Raw genomic sequence first — 21,259 nt, 5'->3', positions numbered from 1 at the left:
GGAACGCCAGTCATGAGTATGATCGTCTCCAGATGGTGGTACGCCGAAGGGTGTACCGATCAGAGCGAGTCACCTCCGCGCCGGCAAGCTTGAGGGTGATTCGCTTAGGGATTCGAGGCCCGCCCCGCAAGGGGCGGGCCTTCTCTCGTTCTCGGGTCTATGCGCTACGCGGCAGCGGCAGTTCCTCCTGGATCACGTCTGAGTCGTCGTCTGCCTTCCACCACACGGGACGCCCGTCGTCGTCGAGCTCCGTCTTGGCATGCTCGATGAGAGCCTCGAAGACGGCCCACTTCGACGAAGACGTCGACTTCACCAGGTCCTCGAACGCAACCTTGATGGCAGGGTCCACCTCCACGAATACCGGTACGGCGTCTCGCGTCCCATAGGGACGGCGCTTGCGTGGCGTAGACATGACCACAACTTGCCATATGCATTGGTGATCGTCTTGATTCTCGACGGCGTGTCGCGCTGATCCGTGAAAAGAGTCAGAGTGGATCACGGGTCAGCAGTCTCTGGTGTGGCATGCGGCCAGCTGCTACCTCGGTCTGGGCAACGGGCATCCTTGTGTAGTCGTCCAGCGCTATGCCGGAGCCAGGCAGGGGAGTGGCGCCGAGGGCTGTGTCGAAGATGAAGTTCTCGAGTTCGTCGTTCTCGCTGGGGCAGGGGGCTGTGCTCTCGTGGCGGAGGGTGACCTCAACGGCGACGGTGACGTCGAGGGCCCGTGCCACGGCAGTGGCAGTGCGCGCGAAGGCCAGGTACCACTCGAGTTCGTCGTGTGCGCGCAGCTGCTCAAGGCGGGCGAGTGCTGGGGGGATCTCCTCGGCCGCCAGGAGTGGGGGAAATCCGTCGAGCCCTTGAAGGGCGAGGCGGGAGTCGTAGTAGAGATCGTCCCAACCCAGTTCATCGAGCACGGTGGCCGGGTCTACCGACAGCCGGACCGGCGTGGTCCTGTGCGGGGCCAGCACCTGCGCAGTGGTGTTGGGCGAGAACTCCAGCACCTGCGGTGCCCTGGTTCCGCTGACCATCTGTGCTGCTCCCTCGAGGTTCGCGGCGCCGGACATCAGGATCTCTGAGAGGTCGTCACCGAAGCTTGCGTCCACCTGACGGTCCTGGCGGGCCGCGATTTTCGGGAGAGCACTCACCGCACCGGGGTGCGGTTCCTTCCAGGGTCTCTCGGGACGAGGGCCAATCATCTCGCCTCATCTCTCACTGTTGCCGCCATGGGAATGGGGACTTCTCCCCATCGGATCCGTTGTCGCAGGTCGGCGTCGTGTCGCGGTTCAAGATTGCTCCCGAGATGGCGGGCGACGCTGACGTGGTCGCGCCCGTGACACATAAACCTAGGCGCTACCGCCTACTTTAACCCATGTTTCGTGGCTGCGCTGTAGCGTGTGCGAGTGGCCCAGAATGAGACCTCTCCTGCGCAGGACCCCGGACCGGGTCCCAGGGGGCTCTACGACGCTCGACGACTGGCGGCCCGCCTGGGAATTACCGTGACGACCTTGCGCAACGCGCGTCTGCGCGGGGCGAGCTGGATACCTGAACCAGCCGGAGAGCTGAACCGGGGTCCGGTGTGGACCGCGGAGAGCCTGGAGGGCATCGAGGAGCGCGTCAGGCCGCCAGGGCGGCCGCGCACGCGCTAGATGGCCATGGGCCGTTCAGCTTGGGCTAGTTCCCCGCCAGGTACCGGGCAAGGACGTCCTGGAGTTCCTTCACCTTGTCCTCGTGCAGCTGCCAGTACGTTGCGTTGTGCACGCCTCCTTCGCGGAAGGTCGAGCTGATCACGCCGATCTGCTCCAGCAGGCGCGTATGGACGTAGACCGCTTCGCGGTGCGCCTGGAGCTCTTCGGCGAGCTCGGTCACCGACGCCGGTCCGTTGATCGCGAGGTAACGGATGATCGTGGTGCGGGCCCGGTTGCCTAAGACGTCATGGACTCTGGAGACCTCGGGGGACATTGCGGGGGGCAAGACGAGGCGCGGCATGGGGCCATCTTGCCAGCGTAGAGGGCTGTGACGTTGGAGCCGTGCCGCGATGTCCTCATCCGGTGCGGACTGGGACGCGACGGCGGCGCCGGATCTACCACCTCACCACCTCCCCGACCACGCGCCCGTGCCCGGGAGGCATCTCCACGACAGCATCGACCTGGAGTGCTGGTGCCCAGATCTGACAGTCCTCGTCGTTGCTCTCCCAGCACGGAGACATGTGGTCGATCTGGATGATGCGTCCATCCCGGATCCACAGGGCATCGAGTGGGACGAGCGTGTCGACCATCCACAGCTGAGGGACGTCCTGCGCCCCGAACCCGAACACCATTCCGGTGCCCTGCGCGACATCCGTGCGGCCGGAGAGTCCGAGACGGCGCTGGTCAGGGGATACTGCGACCTCTACGGTGATCGCGCCCCCGCCTTGGAAAGTCATCGTGGCCTGTTCGACGGTGGTGGCGCAGCCGGCGAGGGCGACCGCGGCGAGGCCCGCCGCTACGCCGGGGGCGCGGCGCACGTGATGCTGACCTGGTGGTCTCCGAAGAACACCACGGAGCCGTCTGGGCACCGGACCGGGGCGCCGGGGACGATCTTCTCGGGCAATCCGCCGTCGACGCTGAGTCTGGTCCCGTTGGTCGACCCAAGGTCGTGGACCCAGACTCCCTGAGCGTCGACACCGAGTGCGAAGTGGGAGCGACTGATCGAGCGGTGGCGGTCCTGGATGCGGATGGCCGCGCCTGTGACGGCGTGCCCTGAGGTCGAGGGGTTGCGGCCGATGAGGATCGTCTCGACGAGGTCGACGATCTGACCGTCAGAGAAGACGGCCGCGGCGATCCACCCTCCAGCGTCCCCTGCGGAGGGGGCGCCGGTCACGGTGAGCTCGAGCTCACCGGCTTGTTCGCGGGCGGACCGGTCAGGTGTGACAGGCAGCGGGGGAGGAGGGGGCGGCGGCCAGACGGATGCGCTGACCTCCTCCAGGCGCGGCTGTCCTGCTTCCCCACGGTCGGCGAACGCGCTGACCTCAGGCGCGCGCACTGGACCGTGGACGTCGCTCGTGAGCGGCTCCACGTCGGTGACGTGCCCGTCGGGATGGATGACCATCGTGACCCGTCCCAGCGGGTCGGTCGCGGTGGCCTTGACCGGGCGGTTCAGGGCCGCCGCGACGGTGGTCGCGACGTAGTGTGCGCCCGCCTGTTGTGGACTCACCCGGGCATCGTGGGCGACGAGCGTCCCGCCGGCGATGACCTGGTCATGGGTGATCGTGATGGCGATGACGGGCGTCGGGGCGACAACACGTCTCGTCTGCTTCCTAGCCACAGCGCGCTCCTAGCCAACCGCGACGGCGTTAACGACCCAGGGGTCGGTGGCGCTGTCACGGATGAGGTAGACGTAGTAGACGTACTGGGTGGGTTCCCCGGTCCAGCCACCGGCGCCGAGCTGCTCGGTGAGCGTGGCGCGTGCGCGGAACGCCTCCGTGGCGGTGTCCTCGGGCTGGCCCATCTCCGTCGCGTCGCTCACGGTGGTGGTCGTGTACCCGTCGTGCTTCTCAAGCTCGAGCCACTGGGCACCCCCGCCACCGGGGACCGGCTCGGACACCTGATCGAGGTACTGCACGCTCAGCCACGGGGCCGCCCGACGCGAGGCGTCCATCGGGTGCTTGTCGATGCGCGTGTCGACCGTTTCCATCGTCGTCACGACCGCGTCGGCGACCTGGTCGGGATCTCCCGGGTCAACCGTGGCAGGGTCGATAGCGCCTCCTCGAGGGATCCCTGCCTCCCCCGTGGGGACGACGCTGGGACCGGGGGAGGGTGGCGTCGAGGAACTCGGCGCCGGCGCCAGCACTGGGGTGTCACCGCCTGAGCAGGCGGTCACAGACATGGCTGCAACCAGGGGACCCAGCAGCAGCAGAACGGTTTTCTTGCTCATCACTTGTACCTCTTGATCGTCCAGGAGAAGTTCTCGTAGTAGCTCGCGCCCTGCAGGGGCACGATCTCGACCGTCTTGCCGGGAACAGGGGCATGGATCATCAGTCCGGAACCCGCATAGATCCCGACGTGGTGGAAGTGGCCCCCGCCATTGCGTGAGAACGCGATGATGTCTCCCGGGCGCATCAGGGCGTAATCGCGCGCAATGTCGATGCCCCGCGGGTCCCGGGCCTGCTGGTTGGCCGTCCTGGGCAGCTCGATCCCGGTTGCCTGGTACAGCGCCAGCCGCACCAGCCCTGAACAGTCGAGGCCGCCGGCGGTCGGGCCGCTGAGCCCACCTCCACCCCAGACATAGGGGGTGCCCAACCAGACCTTGGCCTGGTCGACGATGCTCGACGCCGAACCCGGCGCCAACGCAGAACCAACGCCGGGGGCCGCGGTGAACGTCACGAGATGAGCGGCGATCTTGGTGATGTACGACTGCGTCTCGCGAATTTCGGGGACCCCACCGGCAGCGGCAACCGTCCCCATGCCGGCGTTGTAGGCCGCCAAGGTCAGGTCCAGGGCATTGCCGGTGATGACCCCGAGGTCGAGCTGCTGCTGCACCCATCCGGCGAGGTAGCACATGTAGTCGGCCTGGGTGCCGATCGCATCGGCCGGGTTTCGCGCATGCGCGACCCCATCGCCGTCATAGTCCGTCCCCCACTGGGCCCACGTGGCAGGCATGAACTGCGCGATCCCCACAGCCCCGGCAGCGCTCTGCGCCTGCGGGTCCCAGCCGCTCTCCGCCTCGATCTGAGCCGCGAGCACAGCCGAGCTGATGGGCGCACAGCGCGTACCAGCAGCCTCGATGAAAGCCACGTACTCCGCGGGGACGTGTGTGCCATCGAAGGACCCCAGGACCGCCGGGGCAGCGACGTGAATCGCCCCAGACCCACCGGCACCCATGACCAGCAGGAGAGGAATGGCGACGATCACGGCCACCAGCCCCACCGCGCCAGCAATGAGCCCCGTCCCGCCCGCGGACTCACTCTCCGCGCCGCTCATGTGGCCCTCCCCCCGCCACCAGACGCTCGATGACCGACTTGGAGAACCGCCAGGTCCGCCCAATCCGCCCACCAGGCAACACACCCTCCGACGCCCAGCGGGCAACCTGGGCACGGTGCACCTGCAGGATCCGAGCGACCTCGCCGCTGGTCAGGATCTCCGGCAGGACGTCGTACTCCGCAGCGGTCAGGCGCGGTGTGCGCACACCCTGGGCCGCTATGTCCCCACCAGGTGCATCGCCGGACGGTTCGGGCGCAACGCGCGTCACGTCGAGGTCCTCTTCTCTTGGGCAAAGTCGGGCGTGACGACACTCCACGATCGCCTCACGCACGGTACCAGCATTTAGTGTCAAAGTGCTGTACGGTGTCCCGAGGAACAGGGCAGACGCACTGCTGCTGGGCGATCGCGGAAGGCTCTAGATGGCACGGGCACACACCGACCTGTCGCGGTGGGACATCGGACCCATCCAGGGGAGCGGTCGCCCGGACATCCCGGCACCTGCCCTTCTCTCACCTGCGCCGCGGCTGCCCGTTGCAGCCCCCCGAGTCTCCGGCGTCGCGATACCTGTGGTGGAGCACCGCCCCACCACCCGCGCACGTTTCGTGTGGGTCGGAGCGCACGGCGGCTCAGGGATCTCCTCCCTGGCCCAAGTCAGCGGCGAAGGCCTGGAGCTCTCTCAGGCCTGGCCCGCTCCACCCTTGGGATGGCCTCGCTCGGTCGCCCTGGTGTGCAGGACGTCCGCCTCCGGGTTGGACGATGCGGCGCGGTTCCTGCACGCCTGGGCCGCCCACACCGTTCCCGACATTGACGTGGTCGCACTGGTCACTGTCGCCGACAGCCCGGGCCGCCTTCCCAAGACGCTGCGCACACGCATCCATGAACTCTCGGGCGTCGTCCCGACCACTCTCACCGTCCCGTGGATCCCCGCGTGGCGTGAAACCCCTCGCGCGCCCCACAAAGACGCGCACAGGACCGCAGCTGCCGTCCTGGCCCTCGTCAACAAGGAGAACAACTCATGAGCACTCACCTGGAGACCGCACAGCTCTTCGCCTACCGGATCGCCTCCCAGGTCCCCGTCCCGGGACCGGCTGACGCCCCCCAGGAACTCAAGGACAAGGCCTCAGCAATCCTGGGGTTCGTCTTCTGGGGCGTGGGAGCGCTAGCGGTTGTGGCGGTCATGGCAGCGGCCGCGGCGATGTTCTTCGCTCACCGCAACGGCACCGCATCCGAGCACGGCAAGACCATCGGCATGATCGCGCTGGGGTGCGCCCTGGCCTCCGGCGCGTCGGGCTTCGTCAACTTCCTCATGTGACTTCTCCTACAACAAGAACGGGGCCCTCGATGCCTACCTCAAGCACAGTGAACCTGATCCGTTGGGCGGCCGGGGCCGCGGCCGCGGTGCTGCTGGTCCTGGTGGGCGTCTGGCTCGGTGGGCGCGGCGCCAACCACCCCGAACCCGCTGCGGCGACCTCCTGGTCGCCCACTTCAGCGTCCTCGACGATAACCGACCCACCCCCTCCCGCACCCACCACCCCCGGGCCGGGCGACGAGAACACCACGCCAGCAACTTACGACTCCGCGTGCGGCCTGTCCGGGGGCACCACCGAGCTGCTCACCCGCGCCCCCAGCGACGTCACCTGGCGCAACGACGGCGGGTGGTACTTCCCCCTCTCTCCCAGCGCCGGACCAGGAACGGGGTCGTCGTGCTTCGCCCGCACCCCCGCCGGCGCCCTCCTCGCGGGCTACACGATCTCGATGTTGGTGGATGGTTTGGCCGACGACTTCGCGCGCGTGGTCACCGACCAGACGGTGCCCGGGGTCGGTCAGACCGTGCGCCTGGGCCAAGGCGCTCTGGAGAAGCCGACCACGGTGGTGATCCCCAAGGGCTTTGTTCTCGATCGCTACACCACCGACGAAGCGACGATGTCGTTCTACCTGACCACCGCCGGTCAGGACGTCACCTGCTCGTTCTCGGTGCAGTGGTACGAGAACGACTGGCGGTTGAAGCTCCAGCAGAACGGCAACACCCCCGGCGGGTGCATCGCCGCCCCTCCCATCCAGTTCACGCCCTGGGGGCCGTGAGCCATGGCATGCGCAGTGACCAACCCGGTTGCCTGCATCACCGAGGCCGCCACCTCCGTCGCCAACGCTGTAGGCCAATCGGTCCTGGACAGCATGGCTGCGAAGTTCAACGAGGCCGCCGAGTGGGCACTGACCACCATGACCACGTCCTGGCTCAACCTCGACTCACCCGACATCGAGTCAGCTGCCTCACCCACCCGCTGGATCAGCGATCACCTGAACTTCATCGTGATGTTCACCCTCGTGCTCTCGGTGCTCATCGCCTGCGGGCGCTTGATCGTCAGCCAGAAGCACGATCATCTGGTCGAGCTCGGCAAGTCACTGCTGCGGGTGACTGTGGTCTCCACCGCAGGTGCTTTCATCCTCAACTACGGGATCGAGATGGGGGACCTGTTCTCAGCATGGATTCTCGACCAAGTCGACTTCCAGGCGAATCAGACCCTGGGCCTGATGGCCCTCAACCAGCCTGGTTTGATCTTCATCCTCGCGATCATCGTGCTGCTGGTCCAGATCATCCAGCTCGGTCTGATGATCGTGCGCGGCGGCATGCTGATCTTTCTCGCCGGCGTCTGGCCTCTCTCAGCTGCCGCGTCCAACACCGACACCGGCCGCCAGTGGTACCTCAAGACCACCGCGTGGCTGCTTGCCTTCCTCCTCTACAAGCCCGTCGCTGCGCTCATCTACGCAGCAAGCATGATGTCGATGTCGGCGACCAACGACATCACCACCCAGATCGCCGGGATCTTCATGATGATCCTTGCCGTCGCGGCGCTACCCGCACTGATGCGCTTCATGGTCCCGGCCACCGCTGCGATGTCCGGTGGGAACGCTGGCGCGATGGCCGGGGCGATGGTCGGGGCGGCCGTGGCAACGGGCGCGGTCATCGCCACCGGCGGCGCAGCCGCAGGAGCGGGCGCTGGTGCGGGTGCGAGCGGTTTCTCCGGCGCGGCCGCTGCCGGACCGACCACCGCAGGAACAGCGACATCGGCAGTTGCTGGCCCCGGCTCCGCCGCGACCACGCCGGCCGGCGCCCCGGCAACCGGAGGCGCGCCAGGCTCACCAGGCACCGCGACGACCGGCACAGATGCTCCCACCGGTGGCACGAACTCCGGCGACGCTGGTACCAGCGACGCCGCATCGGGCTCCAGCCCATCGCCCGCCGGCCAGCCGGGCGGTGCGGACAGCAGGCCTGCCGCGCCTGAACCGTCCAGCGGTGCAGGGCAGCAGCCGGCCGCCCCGCCAGCGTCTTCTCCGTCAGGGAGCTCGGGCAACGGCGCCTCGTTCGCTGATGTCCTGCGCGCGGCATCACAAGGTTCTGCCGGCGCGGCCAAGGGCGACGACACAGCTTCAGGAATGGTGGGCACGCAATGACCCCGTCAACAGCACCACCCCGACCCACCTACGGGAACTGGGTCAAGCAGCGATCACCGGGCCTGGGCGGAGTCGGCGTGCTCGGCATGACTGTCGGCCTGGGCGGGGGGCTCCTGACGATCTTCGCCATGCTCATCGCCGGCGTGACGGTCGCTCTCGTCGTCCTGGCCGTCGTCGTCATCGTGTTCCTGCTGGCCGGCACCCCCCTCGGTATCGCTCTAGCCGAGGCGATCGGCTTCATGCGCAGCAAAAACGCTGCGGAAAACCAGTGGAGGTCTGGCGTGTTCAGTTTCAACAGCGATCCCAGCACCCGGCTGCCCGGAGTCCTGGGGACGACGATCCTGTTGACCCGCAAGGACGTCTTCGGCAGCGAGTTCGTCGTGGTGAAAAACCCCCTCCGGGGTGGGCTGTACACGGTGATCGTGCGGTGCATGGCCGAGGGCCCGAGCATGCAGGACCAGGACCAGATCAACACCTGGGTCGCCGGGTGGAGCGCAGTGCTGACCAACGCCAGTCAGGAGACCGGGCTGGTGTGCGCCAAGGCCATCAGCGACACCGCCCCGGACCCCGGGGGCCGCCTCGAAGCGCAGGTCCGCTCCCAGCGGTCCGCCTCGAGCCCGGACGTCGCGCGCCGCGTCATGGACGAGATCGTCAGCGCCTACCCCGCCGCCTCCAGCGACAACGTGACCTACGTGGAGTTCACCTTCCGCGGACGGGCGCTGTCCAAGCGCGGCCGCGACGACGAGATCCTCTCCGAACTCGCCCGCAAGGTCCCCGGGATGATGGGCCTGGTCGAACAGGCCGGGGGCGGATCGGTGGAAATGCTCGACGCCGCCGCCCTCACCAAGATCGTGCGCGCCGCCTACGACCCGGCCGCGCAGCAGTTCATCGAGCAGGCCGAACTCGACGGCGTCGAGTCCGACCTCACCTGGAAGGACGCCGGTCCGGTCGCCGACCAGAACCTCTGGGACCGCTACGTCCACGACTCCGGCGTCTCAGTGACCTGGGAGATGCGCGAACCCCCACGCGCGGCCGTGCACGAGCTCGCCCTGTCGGGCCTGATGTACCCCCACCGCGACTTCGTGCGCAAACGCGTCGCGCTCCTGTACCGGCCCCACTCACCCGAAGAAGGGATGAAAACTGCCGAGCGTGACGCCCAGACCGCGACATTCGTGGCGACCTCCGGTGGCAAGCGTCGCGTGCCAGCCCGTGCCCGCCTCGTTGAGCGCGCCACCGAGCAGACCCGCGAGGAGATCGCACAAGGCCACTCCCTCGTGCGCTTCTCGATGCTCATCACCGCGACCGTCGCCTCATCGGAGGATCTCCCGCAGGCCATCTCCACGATCGAGGGGCGTGCCGGCGCCGCGCAGCTGCGCCTTCGCCGCAGCTACGGCAGCCAGGCTCCCGGCTTCGCGGCCACCCTCCCGGTGGGCATGGTCCCGTGGGAGCACACCGTGGTTCCCACCAGTGTCATGGACCTCCTGTGAGCACCCGCGGCGCACCGCAGAGCAAGGGCGAGCGATCGCCGAACACCTCAGCCACGAAGGCGGCCTGGAGATGATCAACCCGAGAATCGCCCGCGGCTTCCGCGGCCCCGGCGGGGGCGCGTGGGGTGTCATCACCCCACCGCCCACCTTCCGTGGCTCGAGCAAGCAGGTCTGCGGCCTGTGGCCCTACTCCGGTGCTTCCTCCCGTCCTGCGCTCGGTGTCCCTGTCGGCCAGGACATCATGACCGGGTCGACGGTCTGCTGTGACCCGCTGACCTGGTTCAAGCACGGGCTGGCCTCCAGCCCGTCCATGCTCGTCCTGGGCCTGCAAGGGCTGGGGAAGAGCTCGTTCACCGTCCGCCAGATCCTCGGCCTGGCAGACCAGGGCGTGATCCCCCTGGTTCTGGGCGACATGAAGCCTGACTACGCCGACGTGATCCGGGCTCTGGGTGGGCAGATCATCCGGTTGGGGGAAGGACAGTGCCTCAACGTCCTGGACCCCGGAGCGATGGGCATGGCCGCTGACCGGATCGGCGGCGAACGCGGCGAGGTGCTCCACGAGCAGGCGCTGCAGCGCGCGGTGATGCTCGTGACCACGCTCATCCAGATCATGCGGCGCGCCCGCCTGGACGACTGGGAAGAGTCGCTGGTCGCCCGGGCAGTCCGCATCCTGCGCGATCGCCACCGCGGAGGTACGCCGCCGTCCTTGCCCGACCTGGCCGCGATCTTCGCCAGCCCCCCTCAGGAGCTCATCCGGGCCGCCCTGGTGGCCGACGCCGAGGAGTTCGTGACCACGACCCGAGGTGTTGCCCGGTCCCTGCAGGCGCTGATGGAAGGGTCCCTGGGACTGACGTTCTCCGGTCAGACGACCGAACGGATCCGTCTGGACGCCCCCGGGGTGTGCATCGACGTCTCACCGATTCGCCGTCACTCCGAAGACGTCAAAGCAGCGATCTTGATGTCGACGTGGTCCGAGGGCTACGCGAGCATCGAGGCAGCCAACGCACTGGCCGAGGCGGGCCTGGAACCGCAACGGCACTTCCTCAGCGTGATGGACGAGATGTGGGAGGCCATGCGGATCGAGGGCGCCGGGCTCGTCGACAAGCTCGACGGCGTCACCCGCCTCAACCGCAGCGACGGCGTCGGCAACATCTTCATCACCCACTCCCTCAAAGACATGGAGTCGATGAGCTCGGCCGCTGACGCCCGCAAAGCCCGCGGCTTCGCCGAACGCTCCTCAATCATCGTCACCGCCGGGCTCGCGATGGACGACCTGCGGGCCCTGAGCGAGGTCAAACGGATGAGCGAGAACGAGATGCGGACCGTCGCCAGCTGGTCCACCCCGGCCGGGTGGAAGCAGAAGATGATCCGCACCTCCACCGGCATGCTCCGTCCCGCCCCACCGCCCGGAGCCGGCAAGGTCCTGATCAAGCTGGGCGAGCGCGCCGGGATCCAGACCCAGGTGAAACTGACCCAGGCGGAGTTCGACCTGCACGACACCAACGCGCGCTGGCTGCAAGAAGCCGAAAGGTAGACGACGACGATGGTCCGCACGAAAGACGTCACCACCACCGACAACGCCCCCCTCTACGCGGGGCTGGCCCTGGGGGGCATCGCTGCTCTCGGCGTGGGAACGGTGTGGGTGGCCCTGCACGGCGCCGCAAAGCTCACCGGCGACCCGGCACCCGAGGCCCATCCGATCACCCTCGCGCTCAGCTTGGCGAACGGGCAGACGCCCTGGTCAACGATGGCCACCGTGATCACCTCGGTGATTGCCGTGGCCATCACCGCCGCGGCCACAGGGATCGGTGTCCTCGTCGCCAAGAACCGCACCAAGCGCCTGTCCTCAGACAAATCCGCCCGGTACATGGGCAACCCCCGCGACCTGCGCCCCATGCTCGCCCCAGCACGGCGCGCGCAGGCCTCACGCCTCGGAGTGAAGTCCGACGCTGTTGGTCTCCCCCTAGGCAAGGTCCTGCCGACCCGGGCTGCGATCTACAGCAGCTTCGAAGACATGCTCATCTTGATCGCGGGACCTCGAACCATGAAATCGACGGCCTACGCCATCCCGCTGATCATGGACGCCCCCGGAGCCTTGCTCGCGACGTCGAACAAACGCGACGTCGTCGACGCGACCCGCCTGTACCGCTCGACGCTGGGCCAGAACTGGATCCTGGACCCCCAGTCGGTAGCCAACGAACCACCCACCTGGTTCTGGGACCCGCTCACCTACGTCACCGACGAAGGCAAGTCCGAGAAGATGGCCGCCCAGTTCGCCACCTCCGCACGCGCGGCCAACGCGAAAACCGACTCCTACTTCGACAGCGAAGCCGAGAACCTCATCGCGCTCATGCTCCTGGCAGCCGCCCGCGGCGGCTACCCGATCACCCAGGTCTACTCCTGGCTGACCGCGCCCTCTGAACGCGAACCCGCCAGACTCCTCCAGACCCACGGGTACCCCCTGCACGCCGAATCCCTCACGGCCCTGATCATGCTCCCCGACAAGCAGCGCGACGGCGTCTTCGGCACTGCCCGATCCCTGATGGGGTTCCTGCGCAACAGCTCGTTCACCCGCTGGATCGTGCCGCAACCGGGCGCGCCGGCCTTCGTGCCCACAGACTTCGTGCGCACCACCGACACCCTCTACCTCCTGTCCAAGGAAGGTGGCGGCGGGGCCGGCGCGATCGTAGCCGCACTCACCGTCGCCGTCAGCGAAGCGGCCGAAGAGTTCGCGACCGCCTCACCGCGAGGTCGGATGCCCGTCCCCTTCCTCGGCGTCCTCGACGAAGCCGCGAACATCTGCCGGTTCAAAGACCTCGACAGCCTCTACAGCCACTACGGCTCCCGCGGCATCCTCTTCATGACCATCCTGCAGAACTGGGCCCAAGGCGAAGAGGTCTGGGGCAAAGGCGGCATGGAGAAACTCTGGTCCGCCGCGAACGTGAAAATCTACGGCGGCGGCGTCGACGACGACCGCTACCTGCGACGACTCTCTGACCTCATCGGCACCTACGAGCGAGTCCAGACGTCCCAGTCCCACAGCAAGCAAGGCGCCTCCCGGTCCCGATCGGTGCAAGAGAAGCAGATCCTCACCGTCGCCGAACTCCGAGAACTCCCCAAAGGCCGAGCGGTGATGTTCGCCTCCGGCATCCCGGCAAAGATGATCGAACCCCAACCGTGGTTCGCCGGCGGAAAGCACGTCGCCATCATCACCGAGTCCCACGCCACGTACGGCACCGACGCCATCACCCACCAGCCGGACCTGAACCCCTCCCCGTGGACCGGACAGCCTCTTGTCTGATGACCTCGATGACGACCTGTTCGACGACAGGCCCGCCGAGGCCCTGGACGATCACGCACCCACGACACTCTTTCCCAATGTCTACCTCTTCGTACGCGACCACCTCGTCCACGTCTACGAACGCGAGACAAGCAAACAGGGTTCGTTCCGCTGGTGCTCGCGGTGGTTCGAGCACCCCGAAGCAGTCTCCAGGCTCGAGGCATTGTGGAAGGCCTTCGAGTCGCTCCGCCAAGATCCCGGCGTCGGCGCGTCCAGCTGGTGGCGCGACCATGCTGACCCCGTCATGGGTGCCCTGTCGTCCGGGCAGGGTGTCTTCCGTCAGTGCAGTCCCGGTCAGCACGTCCTCTCAGACCCTCTGCCCATGGAAGAGCCACCAGAAGGACTACTCCTCTCCGGCAGCTCTGTCGACACCACTCGGTGATCTCGACCAGGGTCAGGAGTGTTTCATTGAGTTACGAGGCCGGCTACCGAAGGCTGCGAAGGGCGCGTGTTGCGCCGGGCTCCTGGAAGTACGGCGCTAAGTTCGAGACATGACCGACTATGTCTCCATCTTGAAGCAGGTAAGCGGTGCCGAAGAAGTCTGGGAGGAACGCCGCTTCTCCATCTACCGCAACAGCCGTCTCCTGACAGTTACGATCTCAGATCAAGGCCCTGCTGCGTTCTCGCACAGGTACACGGCGACCGTCGACGCGGATCAGTATGCTCCCGCTCAGAGCACCGGGAACCCCGCCGCGACGGTCGAGGAGGCCCTCGACAACGTCCACTGGTGGGAGTTCGACTGATGGCCATGAAAGCAACCAAGTGGTCCAGTTTCGAAGAGGTAGGGGTCGGCAGCAAGTGCAACCTAAAACTCGTCGGTGATAGCGAAGTCGTTCACTGGGATGCGAAAATGATCAGCTTTTTCGGAACTAAGGGGAGTCAGACGGCGGATTTCGTGGTCAACGGAAAGACTCTCCGTGGTCTGAGTGAGCAACAGTGGGAAGCGTGGACCCGACACTGAGGTTAGGCACACTGCGGCGTCTGAGAAGAGGAAGGGACGACTGGGCCGCTCCCAGAGTCACCGCACCAGTGACTCTCAGCGCGACCGGCCGGTGTCGCGTGAACGCCCGGCCGCCACCGTTCCCACGGCTGCTTTCTTCTTCGCTGCCGTGGCCGTCGCGGCCTCTCGCGGGTTGCGGGCATTCATCTGGTCGGCGGTCATGCGTGCCTTGCGTGCTTGCTCCGGGACACCGGCGGCCGCCATCTCTCGTTCTGAGGCCGCTCGGCGCTCGGGGGAGTCGTACAGGGGAGTGGTGGCGGATGCGGGCGCGTCTTGCGCTGACATCAGCTCGGACGTCGCCGTCTGGACCTCGCTGCGGTGGTCATCGGATGCTCGGGTCTCTCCGGTCTCGCGTGCTGATGCCTCGCGCCGGTGCACCTGTGCCTCGCTGAGAAGGCGGTCTTGCTCTGGACCCTCGGCGGTCATCAGTGCCATCGCCTCCTTCGCCTCGGCATCACGGATCAGGCGCTGGGCCTCATGTGCTTCTTCCCGCTCGCGCTCCTGCTGCTGCTCCAGCTCACGCACCTTGACGATTCTGGTCTCAGCGGCGTCGGTGACCAGTTCCCGGGCTGCTCCTTGATCAACGGCGGCGCTGAGATCAATCCCATAGCGGGCCTCGAACTGGGCGTTGAGTCCATCCGCTGCCGCCGTGAACCGTTCGGGTTCGCGGTCCTTCCAGTCCTGGGCGGCGTGCCACGTCTGAGCGATCGCGCGCGGGTCGGCCGTCTCGAGAAAGTCAGGCCGTTGCGCCCGGGAGAAATGCCGGTCAGCGATCTCACGCTGTGCGCTCTCGCGAGCTCGAGCGTCCTCCGACGCCCGCTCGATCGTCTGCTGCGCGAGGCGCCTGCGGTCCTGGGCGTGTCGCAGCACGGACTCGGCGACCCGGCTCAGGGCTGTGCCTGCGGTCATCGCCACGCCATGTATGTCGTCAATCGGGTCGTCGTCAACCATGTCGATCCTCTATCTCTCGCGCTCTACGTTGACGGGATTGGGCTGCCTGTGGAGCGGGCGTGGCAGTGGTGAAGGTGCGGGTGGGAGTCCTGGCGCAGGAACATCCGGTGCCCCGGCGCCAACGTCAGCGAAGGACCTTGCGACATCGGCAGGGGACTGGTGCTGGGCGGCCTGGGAGGTCTTCTCAGTACTTCCGGCGTACCCAAGAAACGGGACGGTCTGCAGCCGCGCCACGACGTCCCGGTGAACGCGAGTGGCTTCGCGGAGGTTGCCCGAGGCCTGGTGGAAGTCGCGAACCGACTCAGCCGTCTTCAGGATCTGTTGCATAAAGATCGCAGCGGCGATCTTGCCCTTGCCTGCGTGCTTGGCCTGCTCGAAGAGCAGAGCTGTGCCCATGGTGCTGGCGACAGGGCGGCGCCCCGGAGCATCTGTTCGCCTGTGTGCCTGTGCGCTGCGAGCCAGCGTCGAGGCGGCGGCGCGCAGCTCATCGCCGTTGGCGGGATCGAACTTTGCCCAGGCGGACAGTGTGCCTGAGATGTCGCGCGCGGCGTCCGCGTACGCGCCTCGATCGGTCATGGGGACCTGCGTCAGTCGCTCGCTGAACTCCGCGAGCTTCTCCGCAGAGACTCCGGGAGCCTTCGCGGAGATCGGGCGAGTCTCGCGTCCGTCCTGCACTGTGTCGCGCCGTCCGCGGAATGCTGCCTGCCACTCGGCCGAGGCCGCGTCAGACTGCTCAACAGAGGGCTCGCCCCACCGCTCGCGAAGGCGCGGTAGTGAAAGATCTTGTCCCAGCCTCTTGCCACCGAAGAAGACGATCTTGCCGTTGTAGTTGTCCGGGCGTAGCGCCACGCGGTAGCCGGTGACGACGTCGGTCGTGCCCTTGGCGAAGTAGGGCTTGATCACCAGTCCATCGCGACGCACGCGGCGAATCCACTCTGCTTCAGACGTCGACGCGACAGCTGTGGCGCGAACACGAGAGGCCAGGAGCTTGCTTGCCGGCACGGCGAGGCCGGCGCGCTGCGAGGACTCCCGCTCAGCAAAAGTGATGCTTCGCTCGGAGGCATCGAACTCTCGACTCTCCAGCCGCTCCAGGCCGTACTTGGTCTCCAGCTCTCGAGCAACCTGCTGCGCCTTGACCCAGTCGCGCCACAGTCCTTCCCACCGCGTCCCATCCTCACGGACGGCTGATGCTGCGATGTGGATGTGGTCGTTCCCGCCAGCCGACTGCCCGTGGTGGACGGCAACCCAACGCGCAGGGGCCTTCCCCGAGGTCTCCGTGAAGCCCATCGAATCCATGAAGTCCTGGGCGATCGCTTGCCACCGTTCGTCGCCCTGCTGACCTTCACTCGCCCCCAGACTCAGGGCGCAGTGCCACACGTGCACGGGGCGCATGCCGGTCTTGACCCGCTCACCCGTGTCCGGTTCTTGGATGTAGGACGTGGTCGAAACCTCGGTGCCGAAGGCGCGTCGCGGCTCGTCCAGATAGGACGCGATGTCGACCGCGTCATCCTTCTCCAGGAGATCTGCGGAGTACATAGCCATGAGGAACCGATCGCCAGCCACGACGTGCGGGGCCGTGTGTTCGTTGGCCTTCCCCGGCCCTTGGAGATACCGCAACAGGCCGCGCATGTCGCCGCCCTTGACGATCTTGGTGATCATGAGGACGTCACATCCATGTCCGCCAGGAGCGTCTCCAGGCGCTCGGTGACGCGTCCCAAAGAGACGATCGCGGCAGCAGTATCGGGTTGCAGCTCGAACGTCGTGTTCGTGGCCCGGGCGATCTGATTGATGTTGACCGACACCTTCCCCAGCAGCCGCGTCAGGCGGTAGAGCTCGTCGCGGAACTCCGCGCGCGTGTTCGCCACATCCGCCCCGCCCGCCAGAGCCGACTCCACCAGAAGTCGGGCAACAGTGATCCCTCGAGGCGCAGCCTTCAGGAGCAGTCGAGCCTCCTGCTCGGGTGTGACTTTCACCCGATGACTGACGGTCCGCGGACCGCTCGACACCCTGCGCTGACGCAACCCACGGACGCGGGAGACGGGCTGGCCCGGCTCCACAGCTTCGCCCGTCACGTCGTGTCTCCCTCTGCCTAGCGCAGCGACTCCGGCAGGAGCCCACACCGCAAGTGTGGCAGACCGAGCCGCGCAGCGCGAGCGTCGACCATGATTAGGGGACCTAATCATCTATCTTGCTCCGTCAGAGCTTCTGTGCAGTCCTGTCGCCGTCTGGCTCCGTCAGAGCTTCTGTGCAGTCCTGTCGCCGTCTGGCATCGGTGTGATCATGCAGGGCGCCGAGCACACGCGCCGTGTCCGGCGCCTTGGGGGTTCCGTAGATAACCCCTTCTCAGTACGCTCGTCGCATGGCAAAGACACTCACCGTGGAAGAAGCGCTCGCGCGCGCAACAGGCACAGAAGGCCCGCATGGAGGCCATCCGCACAGTCGCGGAAGCGCGACAGGGGGTCTCCGACATCCGCGATGAGACCGACCGAGAGCTCGCCGAGTTTCAGCGGCGAATCACCGAGCGTGTCGCCGCGGCCGAGCGTGAAGACGTGAAGGCCTATAACGCTGCGCTTTCTGCCGGGTGGACGGTTGAAGAGTTGCGCAAGATCGGTTTCAGCGAACCCGACAAGAGGGTCCGAGCTCGGCGGCGCACCGCCAAACTCGGGACGGCTGCCGAGACCAATCGTGGCTAGTCCGAACCTGCCTTCGTTGTCGCAACTCGTGACCCTGACCCCAGCGCCCGGATACAGGCTGCTGGCCGCTCTCGACTTGCCGATGCTCGCGACGGTCGACTCAGCGCGCTGGGACGAAATGGCGACAGATCCCCGCGAGGGAGTACCCGCCACTCGGGCGCTCCAAGCACTGTGGGAGGCCGCGCGCTTCGTCGGCCCGGTTGGTCTCGTCGCGACCGTCCCGCACATCAACCCGGAGCATGCCTTTCTATTCTCTGGAGAGTGGACCGGGATCGCACCTGGGACACCTGGCAGCTTCCTCGTCGAGTCGGAGGTGAGGGGCAGGTATAGCCTGCCGATCGCATCAGTCGCAGCCCTGGTCGTGTTCGTGCCCGAGAATCCCCTCGTATCGTCTACGGGGACCCTCGTCCGATGATCTGCGGCCCGTGGTAGACACGAGGCTGACAACCCCAGTCCGTGTGTAGCGGATCCGACGGCGACCGACCCAGAAGGACCGCTGGCGGAGCCCGAGTGATGCGTTGTGTTATATCGCGCAACGCGTCGTACTGGCTTCCGTAGCTGGTGCCATCGAGTCTGCTGGTGGTAGCCCCGCCCTCGTCGGGTCTACGCCTTCGCGGCTCGGCCGCGCCGTCGCTGAGGGGAGACGAGGCCCCTGATCACGCACCAACATCTTGGGCGAGTCAGGGGCCTCGTCAGGATCCTAGGTGGGCAGGGTCGGGGATTGGTCGTGGTGCCGACGCCTGGACGGTTGGTCCCTGTGGGAGTCAGTAGCGCGGGCGTCCTGGCAGCAAATCGAGTTCCCAGTCGTTCGCTACTCGCCGGAACGCGGGCACGTCGACGTTCATGTCGAGCACGGTTTTAGGGTCGTTCGCGTCGGGGGTCAGTCCGTCATCAGCGCGTCGGTTCCACCAGGCCCAGCACGTGCCATAGCCCGTCTTGGAGGGGAACTCGATGCCCAGGGGGCGGGACCCGTCGAAGAGGTTCTGATCGCGGATGTACTGCGCGACCAAGGTCGTGACTGCTCGTGACTCGCCCTCGAGATCGGCAAGGGTGAGGAGGCCGACTCCGAGTTCACGCAGTCTCGGGGCGAGGTCCATGCTGACCTGGTTGATCGTCGCCTTGTCGTTCGCGCGCACCCACCAGCCTTCGGAGGGCATGGTGACCTTGTGGAGGCAGCGATCGAGCTGCCACTGCCCGCCGATCGCCCAAGGGCGGTCCACGTTGTTGGCACCTGCCTGCGAGGAGATCGCCTCGATGTACTCGTCCACGTCGAAGCCGGCAGCTTCTGCGTCGGCTTCGAGGGCGAGGCGGTGGCGGCGGAAGTCCTGCAGTACCTCCGCGTATGCGGCGGCCTGGGTCTGGCCGAAGTAGACCGTGCGTCCGATCGTGTCGAACCGGCCGCGGCGATCGGGGGCGTCGTCGGGGAGCGGACCGACGCGCTTGTTCTCCAGCACCGACAGGATGCCTCCGGAGCGCACGTACTGCTCCTTGGCGATGCGCCAACCGTCACCGCCGCGCGCCGGCACGAGGTACAGCCCGGTCTGCGGACACACCCGCGCCCGGATGCTCACGCCGAGGGGGATCCGTCGATGAACGCCAGCGCTGCACCCACGACCTCGGCACTTCGCAGTTCCCGGATCGCAGTGACCGGTGTCTGTTCGTCCAACCGAGGATTGGCACCGACGAGCCACGCGAGTGCGACATCGCGCCCCTCGGTCTGCTCGAGCATCCGCCAGACCCGGTACCCCAGCCGAAGCTGCTGACTGGTGGTGTGACGTGGCTCGGCCCCATCGGGGCGTGCCCAGCGTCCGGGCTGGCCGCGGTCCCTAACGCCGGTGATCGCTTGGACCACGACGGTCCCCACGTTGTCGTTGAGCTCGCGCACCAGATCATGGATGTCCAGGCGCGTGGCATCCGCATGTGCCGTCTCCACGTTGCTTCGCATACGGCCAACCTACCTCACGGCACACATGCGGGCCAACCAAAAGCCACCGCAAAGCCAGCCGATAACCTCCCTTATGTCACATATTCCACTTTCGGGTGTGCCTGCCTCCACGCCCGCTGGCAGTCTGGCGACACAACTGGGTCCTGTGCCTTCGGACTGAGGCCGTCGTGAAGATCGAGGCCAGAGCGCGAAGATTCGGGGTCCTCACCTCCGAAGGCCGCTACGCTCAGAGCATCGGCATCTTGCTGCGCACTGGCAAGGAAGGCTCGAGCGTCACACACGCCCGGCGAGCACGATCTCTCCCCGTAGCCGCGCCAAGGCCCGCCGGTCGAAACCCGCAGCGGCAGCAGCCCAAGCTCGAAACTGTCCCACCGCCGCGTCGGCGGTCGTCCTGCCGTCATGACGCGCGACCGCACCAACGCTGCGCGCCACCCTCGACGGCAGCCATCCCCGTGTGACCGTTGCCCACGCTTTCGGCGTCCCCGAGACACTCTCTACCGACACCTAGCCATCCTCGAGACTGGCGCCACACTGCTGCGGGCTGTCGAGCTATCAAGACACCCGCCCGCCGGGACCTGGCCAGCGCGAGGCAGCCAATCAGGCCCAGTAGTTTGGCGCCTCAACAACCATTTCAAGGTCGTGCGGATGCGACTCCCTAAATCCTGCAGCTGTCATCCGGATGAACTGCCCACGAGATTTGAGTTCGGGAATTGTATGGGCACCAACATAGAACATTGACTGGCGCAACCCTCCGACAAGTTGGTGGAGCACACTATCGACCGAGCCCCGATAGGGAACTCGCCCCTCAACTCCCTCTGGTATGAGCTTCTCGTTTGACGAGACGTCTGCCTGAAAGTATCGATCCTTCGAATAGGACGTGCGCTGGCCGCGCGTTTGAAGCGCCCCTAAAGAGCCCATCCCGCGATAGTTCTTAAACTGCCGGTCTCCGACAAACACAAGTTCCCCGGGGCTCTCGTCCGTTCCCGCCAATAAAGATCCGAGCATGACGCTGCTAGCGCCCGCGACGAGCGCCTTCGCGATGTCGCCAGAGTACTGCAGACCTCCATCGGCGATGGTCGGAACACCTGCGCTGCGCGCAACAAGGGAGGCCTCATGGACGGCTGTAATCTGAGGGACTCCAACTCCAGCGACCACCCGGGTCGTACAGATCGACCCCGGACCAACACCGACCTTAATTGCATCAACTCCGGCCTCAATCAGAGCCTTCGCCGCAGATTGAGTGGCAGCCTGCCCACCAATAACATCCACATCCGCGAATGCCCGATCACCCTTAATGCGGCGGACCATATCGAGAACGCCTCTACTCTCTCCGTTGGCGGTATCCACGACAAGGAGGTCAACCCCCGCCTCGACTAGCGCCCCTGCCCGAGCCAACCCGTCACCGAAAAAGCCTACTGCGGCGCCCACTCGTAGA

Annotated in this window: 24 protein-coding genes; 10 read left to right on the top strand and 14 right to left on the bottom strand. The window is 66.6% G+C overall.

The window, feature by feature from the left end:
- Positions 1 to 157 precede the first annotated feature (157 nt).
- The 8 genes from SS2_RS16575 to SS2_RS16540 form a co-directional block, all read right to left on the bottom strand.
- Positions 158 to 412 (bottom strand): hypothetical protein, encoded by a 255-nt coding sequence (locus SS2_RS16575; protein ID WP_157607400.1) that lies wholly within the window; start codon positions 410 to 412, stop codon positions 158 to 160.
- 73 nt (positions 413 to 485) lie between these two features.
- The gene (locus tag SS2_RS16570) at positions 486 to 1,100 is read right to left on the bottom strand and encodes a hypothetical protein (protein WP_066466155.1); all 615 of its coding nucleotides are present in this window, start codon (positions 1,098 to 1,100) and stop codon (positions 486 to 488) included.
- Between the two features lie 568 nt (positions 1,101 to 1,668).
- A complete protein-coding gene (locus tag SS2_RS16565; protein ID WP_066466152.1) occupies positions 1,669 to 1,983 on the bottom strand; it encodes an ArsR/SmtB family transcription factor in 315 nt (104 codons plus the stop codon).
- A gap of 94 nt (positions 1,984 to 2,077) precedes the next feature.
- Positions 2,078 to 2,500 (bottom strand): DUF192 domain-containing protein, encoded by a 423-nt coding sequence (locus tag SS2_RS16560; RefSeq protein ID WP_066466151.1) that lies wholly within the window; start codon positions 2,498 to 2,500, stop codon positions 2,078 to 2,080.
- Entirely contained in the window at positions 2,479 to 3,300 is an 822-nt protein-coding gene (locus SS2_RS16555) for an FHA domain-containing protein (RefSeq protein ID WP_066466149.1), read from the bottom strand. Before SS2_RS16555 ends, SS2_RS16560 begins: the two co-directional genes overlap by 22 nt.
- A 9-nt stretch (positions 3,301 to 3,309) precedes the next feature.
- Positions 3,310 to 3,678, bottom strand: coding sequence for a hypothetical protein (locus tag SS2_RS16550; RefSeq protein ID WP_066466146.1), 369 nt, complete (start codon positions 3,676 to 3,678; stop codon positions 3,310 to 3,312).
- 230 nt (positions 3,679 to 3,908) lie between these two features.
- Positions 3,909 to 4,955: a C40 family peptidase gene (locus SS2_RS16545; protein ID WP_066466144.1), complete on the bottom strand. Its 1,047-nt coding sequence runs from the start codon at positions 4,953 to 4,955 to the stop codon at positions 3,909 to 3,911.
- Positions 4,936 to 5,223: a helix-turn-helix domain-containing protein gene (locus SS2_RS16540; RefSeq protein WP_066466143.1), complete on the bottom strand. Its 288-nt coding sequence runs from the start codon at positions 5,221 to 5,223 to the stop codon at positions 4,936 to 4,938. The genes SS2_RS16545 and SS2_RS16540 overlap by 20 nt, the downstream gene beginning before the upstream one ends.
- Positions 5,224 to 5,374: 151 nt before the next feature.
- Here SS2_RS16540 and SS2_RS18285 point away from each other — a divergent pair, with 151 nt between their 5' ends.
- The 9 genes from SS2_RS18285 to SS2_RS16495 all read left to right on the top strand — a co-directional run bounded on the left by SS2_RS18285 (position 5,375) and on the right by SS2_RS16495 (position 13,978).
- Positions 5,375 to 5,974, top strand: a complete 600-nt coding sequence (locus SS2_RS18285) for a DUF6668 family protein (protein ID WP_369405226.1) — start codon at positions 5,375 to 5,377, stop codon at positions 5,972 to 5,974.
- Entirely contained in the window at positions 5,971 to 6,267 is a 297-nt protein-coding gene (locus tag SS2_RS16530; protein ID WP_066466139.1) for a hypothetical protein, read from the top strand. Before SS2_RS18285 ends, SS2_RS16530 begins: the two co-directional genes overlap by 4 nt.
- 47 nt (positions 6,268 to 6,314) lie before the next feature.
- On the top strand, positions 6,315 to 7,037 hold the full coding sequence (locus tag SS2_RS16525; protein WP_066466137.1) for a DUF8175 domain-containg protein: 723 nt from the start codon (positions 6,315 to 6,317) through the stop codon (positions 7,035 to 7,037).
- A gap of 15 nt (positions 7,038 to 7,052) precedes the next feature.
- The gene (locus SS2_RS16520) at positions 7,053 to 8,408 is read left to right on the top strand and encodes a flagellar type III secretion system protein FlhB (protein ID WP_066466135.1); all 1,356 of its coding nucleotides are present in this window, start codon (positions 7,053 to 7,055) and stop codon (positions 8,406 to 8,408) included.
- Complete coding sequence (locus SS2_RS16515; RefSeq protein ID WP_157607399.1) at positions 8,405 to 9,895, top strand: SCO6880 family protein; 1,491 nt, start codon at positions 8,405 to 8,407, stop codon at positions 9,893 to 9,895. Before SS2_RS16520 ends, SS2_RS16515 begins: the two co-directional genes overlap by 4 nt.
- A gap of 70 nt (positions 9,896 to 9,965) precedes the next feature.
- Positions 9,966 to 11,429, top strand: a complete 1,464-nt coding sequence (locus SS2_RS16510) for a putative type IV secretion/conjugal transfer ATPase (RefSeq protein ID WP_066466131.1) — start codon at positions 9,966 to 9,968, stop codon at positions 11,427 to 11,429.
- A 9-nt stretch (positions 11,430 to 11,438) separates the two neighbouring features.
- A complete protein-coding gene (locus SS2_RS16505) occupies positions 11,439 to 13,196 on the top strand; it encodes a type IV secretory system conjugative DNA transfer family protein (protein ID WP_066466128.1) in 1,758 nt (585 codons plus the stop codon).
- On the top strand, positions 13,189 to 13,617 hold the full coding sequence (locus SS2_RS16500) for a DUF4913 domain-containing protein (RefSeq protein WP_083942377.1): 429 nt from the start codon (positions 13,189 to 13,191) through the stop codon (positions 13,615 to 13,617). Before SS2_RS16505 ends, SS2_RS16500 begins: the two co-directional genes overlap by 8 nt.
- 109 nt (positions 13,618 to 13,726) lie before the next feature.
- Positions 13,727 to 13,978, top strand: coding sequence for a hypothetical protein (locus SS2_RS16495; protein WP_066466126.1), 252 nt, complete (start codon positions 13,727 to 13,729; stop codon positions 13,976 to 13,978).
- Positions 13,979 to 14,271: 293 nt separating this feature from the next.
- Here the strand turns inward: SS2_RS16495 and SS2_RS16490 are convergent, their stop codons facing one another.
- The 3 genes from SS2_RS16490 to SS2_RS18320 are packed head-to-tail and all read right to left on the bottom strand — an operon-like array spanning position 14,272 to position 17,369.
- A complete protein-coding gene (locus SS2_RS16490; RefSeq protein ID WP_066466125.1) occupies positions 14,272 to 15,186 on the bottom strand; it encodes a hypothetical protein in 915 nt (304 codons plus the stop codon).
- Between the two features lie 9 nt (positions 15,187 to 15,195).
- Positions 15,196 to 16,845 carry a relaxase/mobilization nuclease domain-containing protein gene (locus tag SS2_RS16485; RefSeq protein WP_066466123.1) on the bottom strand — a complete coding sequence of 550 codons (1,650 nt, stop codon included), beginning with the start codon at positions 16,843 to 16,845 and terminating at the stop codon, positions 15,196 to 15,198.
- Positions 16,842 to 17,369, bottom strand: coding sequence for a MobC family plasmid mobilization relaxosome protein (locus SS2_RS18320; RefSeq protein WP_083942376.1), 528 nt, complete (start codon positions 17,367 to 17,369; stop codon positions 16,842 to 16,844). Before SS2_RS18320 ends, SS2_RS16485 begins: the two co-directional genes overlap by 4 nt.
- A gap of 237 nt (positions 17,370 to 17,606) precedes the next feature.
- Between SS2_RS18320 and SS2_RS16475 the strand changes: the two genes are divergently transcribed.
- On the top strand, positions 17,607 to 17,879 hold the full coding sequence (locus tag SS2_RS16475) for a hypothetical protein (RefSeq protein ID WP_245643669.1): 273 nt from the start codon (positions 17,607 to 17,609) through the stop codon (positions 17,877 to 17,879).
- A gap of 764 nt (positions 17,880 to 18,643) precedes the next feature.
- Here SS2_RS16475 and SS2_RS16465 read toward each other — a convergent pair.
- The 3 genes from SS2_RS16465 to guaB all read right to left on the bottom strand — a co-directional run.
- Entirely contained in the window at positions 18,644 to 19,450 is an 807-nt protein-coding gene (locus SS2_RS16465; RefSeq protein ID WP_066466118.1) for an RES domain-containing protein, read from the bottom strand.
- Positions 19,447 to 19,824 (bottom strand): hypothetical protein, encoded by a 378-nt coding sequence (locus tag SS2_RS16460; protein ID WP_066466114.1) that lies wholly within the window; start codon positions 19,822 to 19,824, stop codon positions 19,447 to 19,449. Before SS2_RS16460 ends, SS2_RS16465 begins: the two co-directional genes overlap by 4 nt.
- A gap of 597 nt (positions 19,825 to 20,421) precedes the next feature.
- A partial coding sequence (guaB, locus tag SS2_RS17205) for an IMP dehydrogenase (RefSeq protein ID WP_169796333.1) occupies positions 20,422 to 21,259 on the bottom strand: 838 nt, incomplete at its 5' end.

This window comes from Sanguibacter suarezii NBRC 16159 (assembly GCF_001552735.1).
Classification (GTDB): domain Bacteria; phylum Actinomycetota; class Actinomycetes; order Actinomycetales; family Cellulomonadaceae; genus Sanguibacter; species Sanguibacter suarezii.
The sequence above is the reverse complement of the archived record's forward strand: the minus strand, read 5'-3'. Positions and strand labels throughout refer to the sequence as shown.

Coding starts and splice junctions, on each gene's coding strand:
- SS2_RS16515 (WP_157607399.1), top strand. CDS start 8,405: ATGACCCCGTCAACAGCACCACCCCGACCCACCTACGGGAACTGGGTC.
- SS2_RS16575 (WP_157607400.1), bottom strand. CDS start 412: ATGTCTACGCCACGCAAGCGCCGTCCCTATGGGACGCGAGACGCCGTA.
- SS2_RS16485 (WP_066466123.1), bottom strand. CDS start 16,845: ATGATCACCAAGATCGTCAAGGGCGGCGACATGCGCGGCCTGTTGCGG.
- SS2_RS16510 (WP_066466131.1), top strand. CDS start 9,966: ATGATCAACCCGAGAATCGCCCGCGGCTTCCGCGGCCCCGGCGGGGGC.
- SS2_RS16505 (WP_066466128.1), top strand. CDS start 11,439: ATGGTCCGCACGAAAGACGTCACCACCACCGACAACGCCCCCCTCTAC.
- SS2_RS16495 (WP_066466126.1), top strand. CDS start 13,727: ATGACCGACTATGTCTCCATCTTGAAGCAGGTAAGCGGTGCCGAAGAA.
- SS2_RS16460 (WP_066466114.1), bottom strand. CDS start 19,824: ATGCGAAGCAACGTGGAGACGGCACATGCGGATGCCACGCGCCTGGAC.
- SS2_RS16545 (WP_066466144.1), bottom strand. CDS start 4,955: ATGAGCGGCGCGGAGAGTGAGTCCGCGGGCGGGACGGGGCTCATTGCT.
- SS2_RS18285 (WP_369405226.1), top strand. CDS start 5,375: ATGGCACGGGCACACACCGACCTGTCGCGGTGGGACATCGGACCCATC.
- SS2_RS18320 (WP_083942376.1), bottom strand. CDS start 17,369: ATGATTAGGTCCCCTAATCATGGTCGACGCTCGCGCTGCGCGGCTCGG.
- SS2_RS16565 (WP_066466152.1), bottom strand. CDS start 1,983: ATGCCGCGCCTCGTCTTGCCCCCCGCAATGTCCCCCGAGGTCTCCAGA.
- SS2_RS16530 (WP_066466139.1), top strand. CDS start 5,971: ATGAGCACTCACCTGGAGACCGCACAGCTCTTCGCCTACCGGATCGCC.
- SS2_RS16475 (WP_245643669.1), top strand. CDS start 17,607: ATGGAGGCCATCCGCACAGTCGCGGAAGCGCGACAGGGGGTCTCCGAC.
- SS2_RS16490 (WP_066466125.1), bottom strand. CDS start 15,186: ATGGTTGACGACGACCCGATTGACGACATACATGGCGTGGCGATGACC.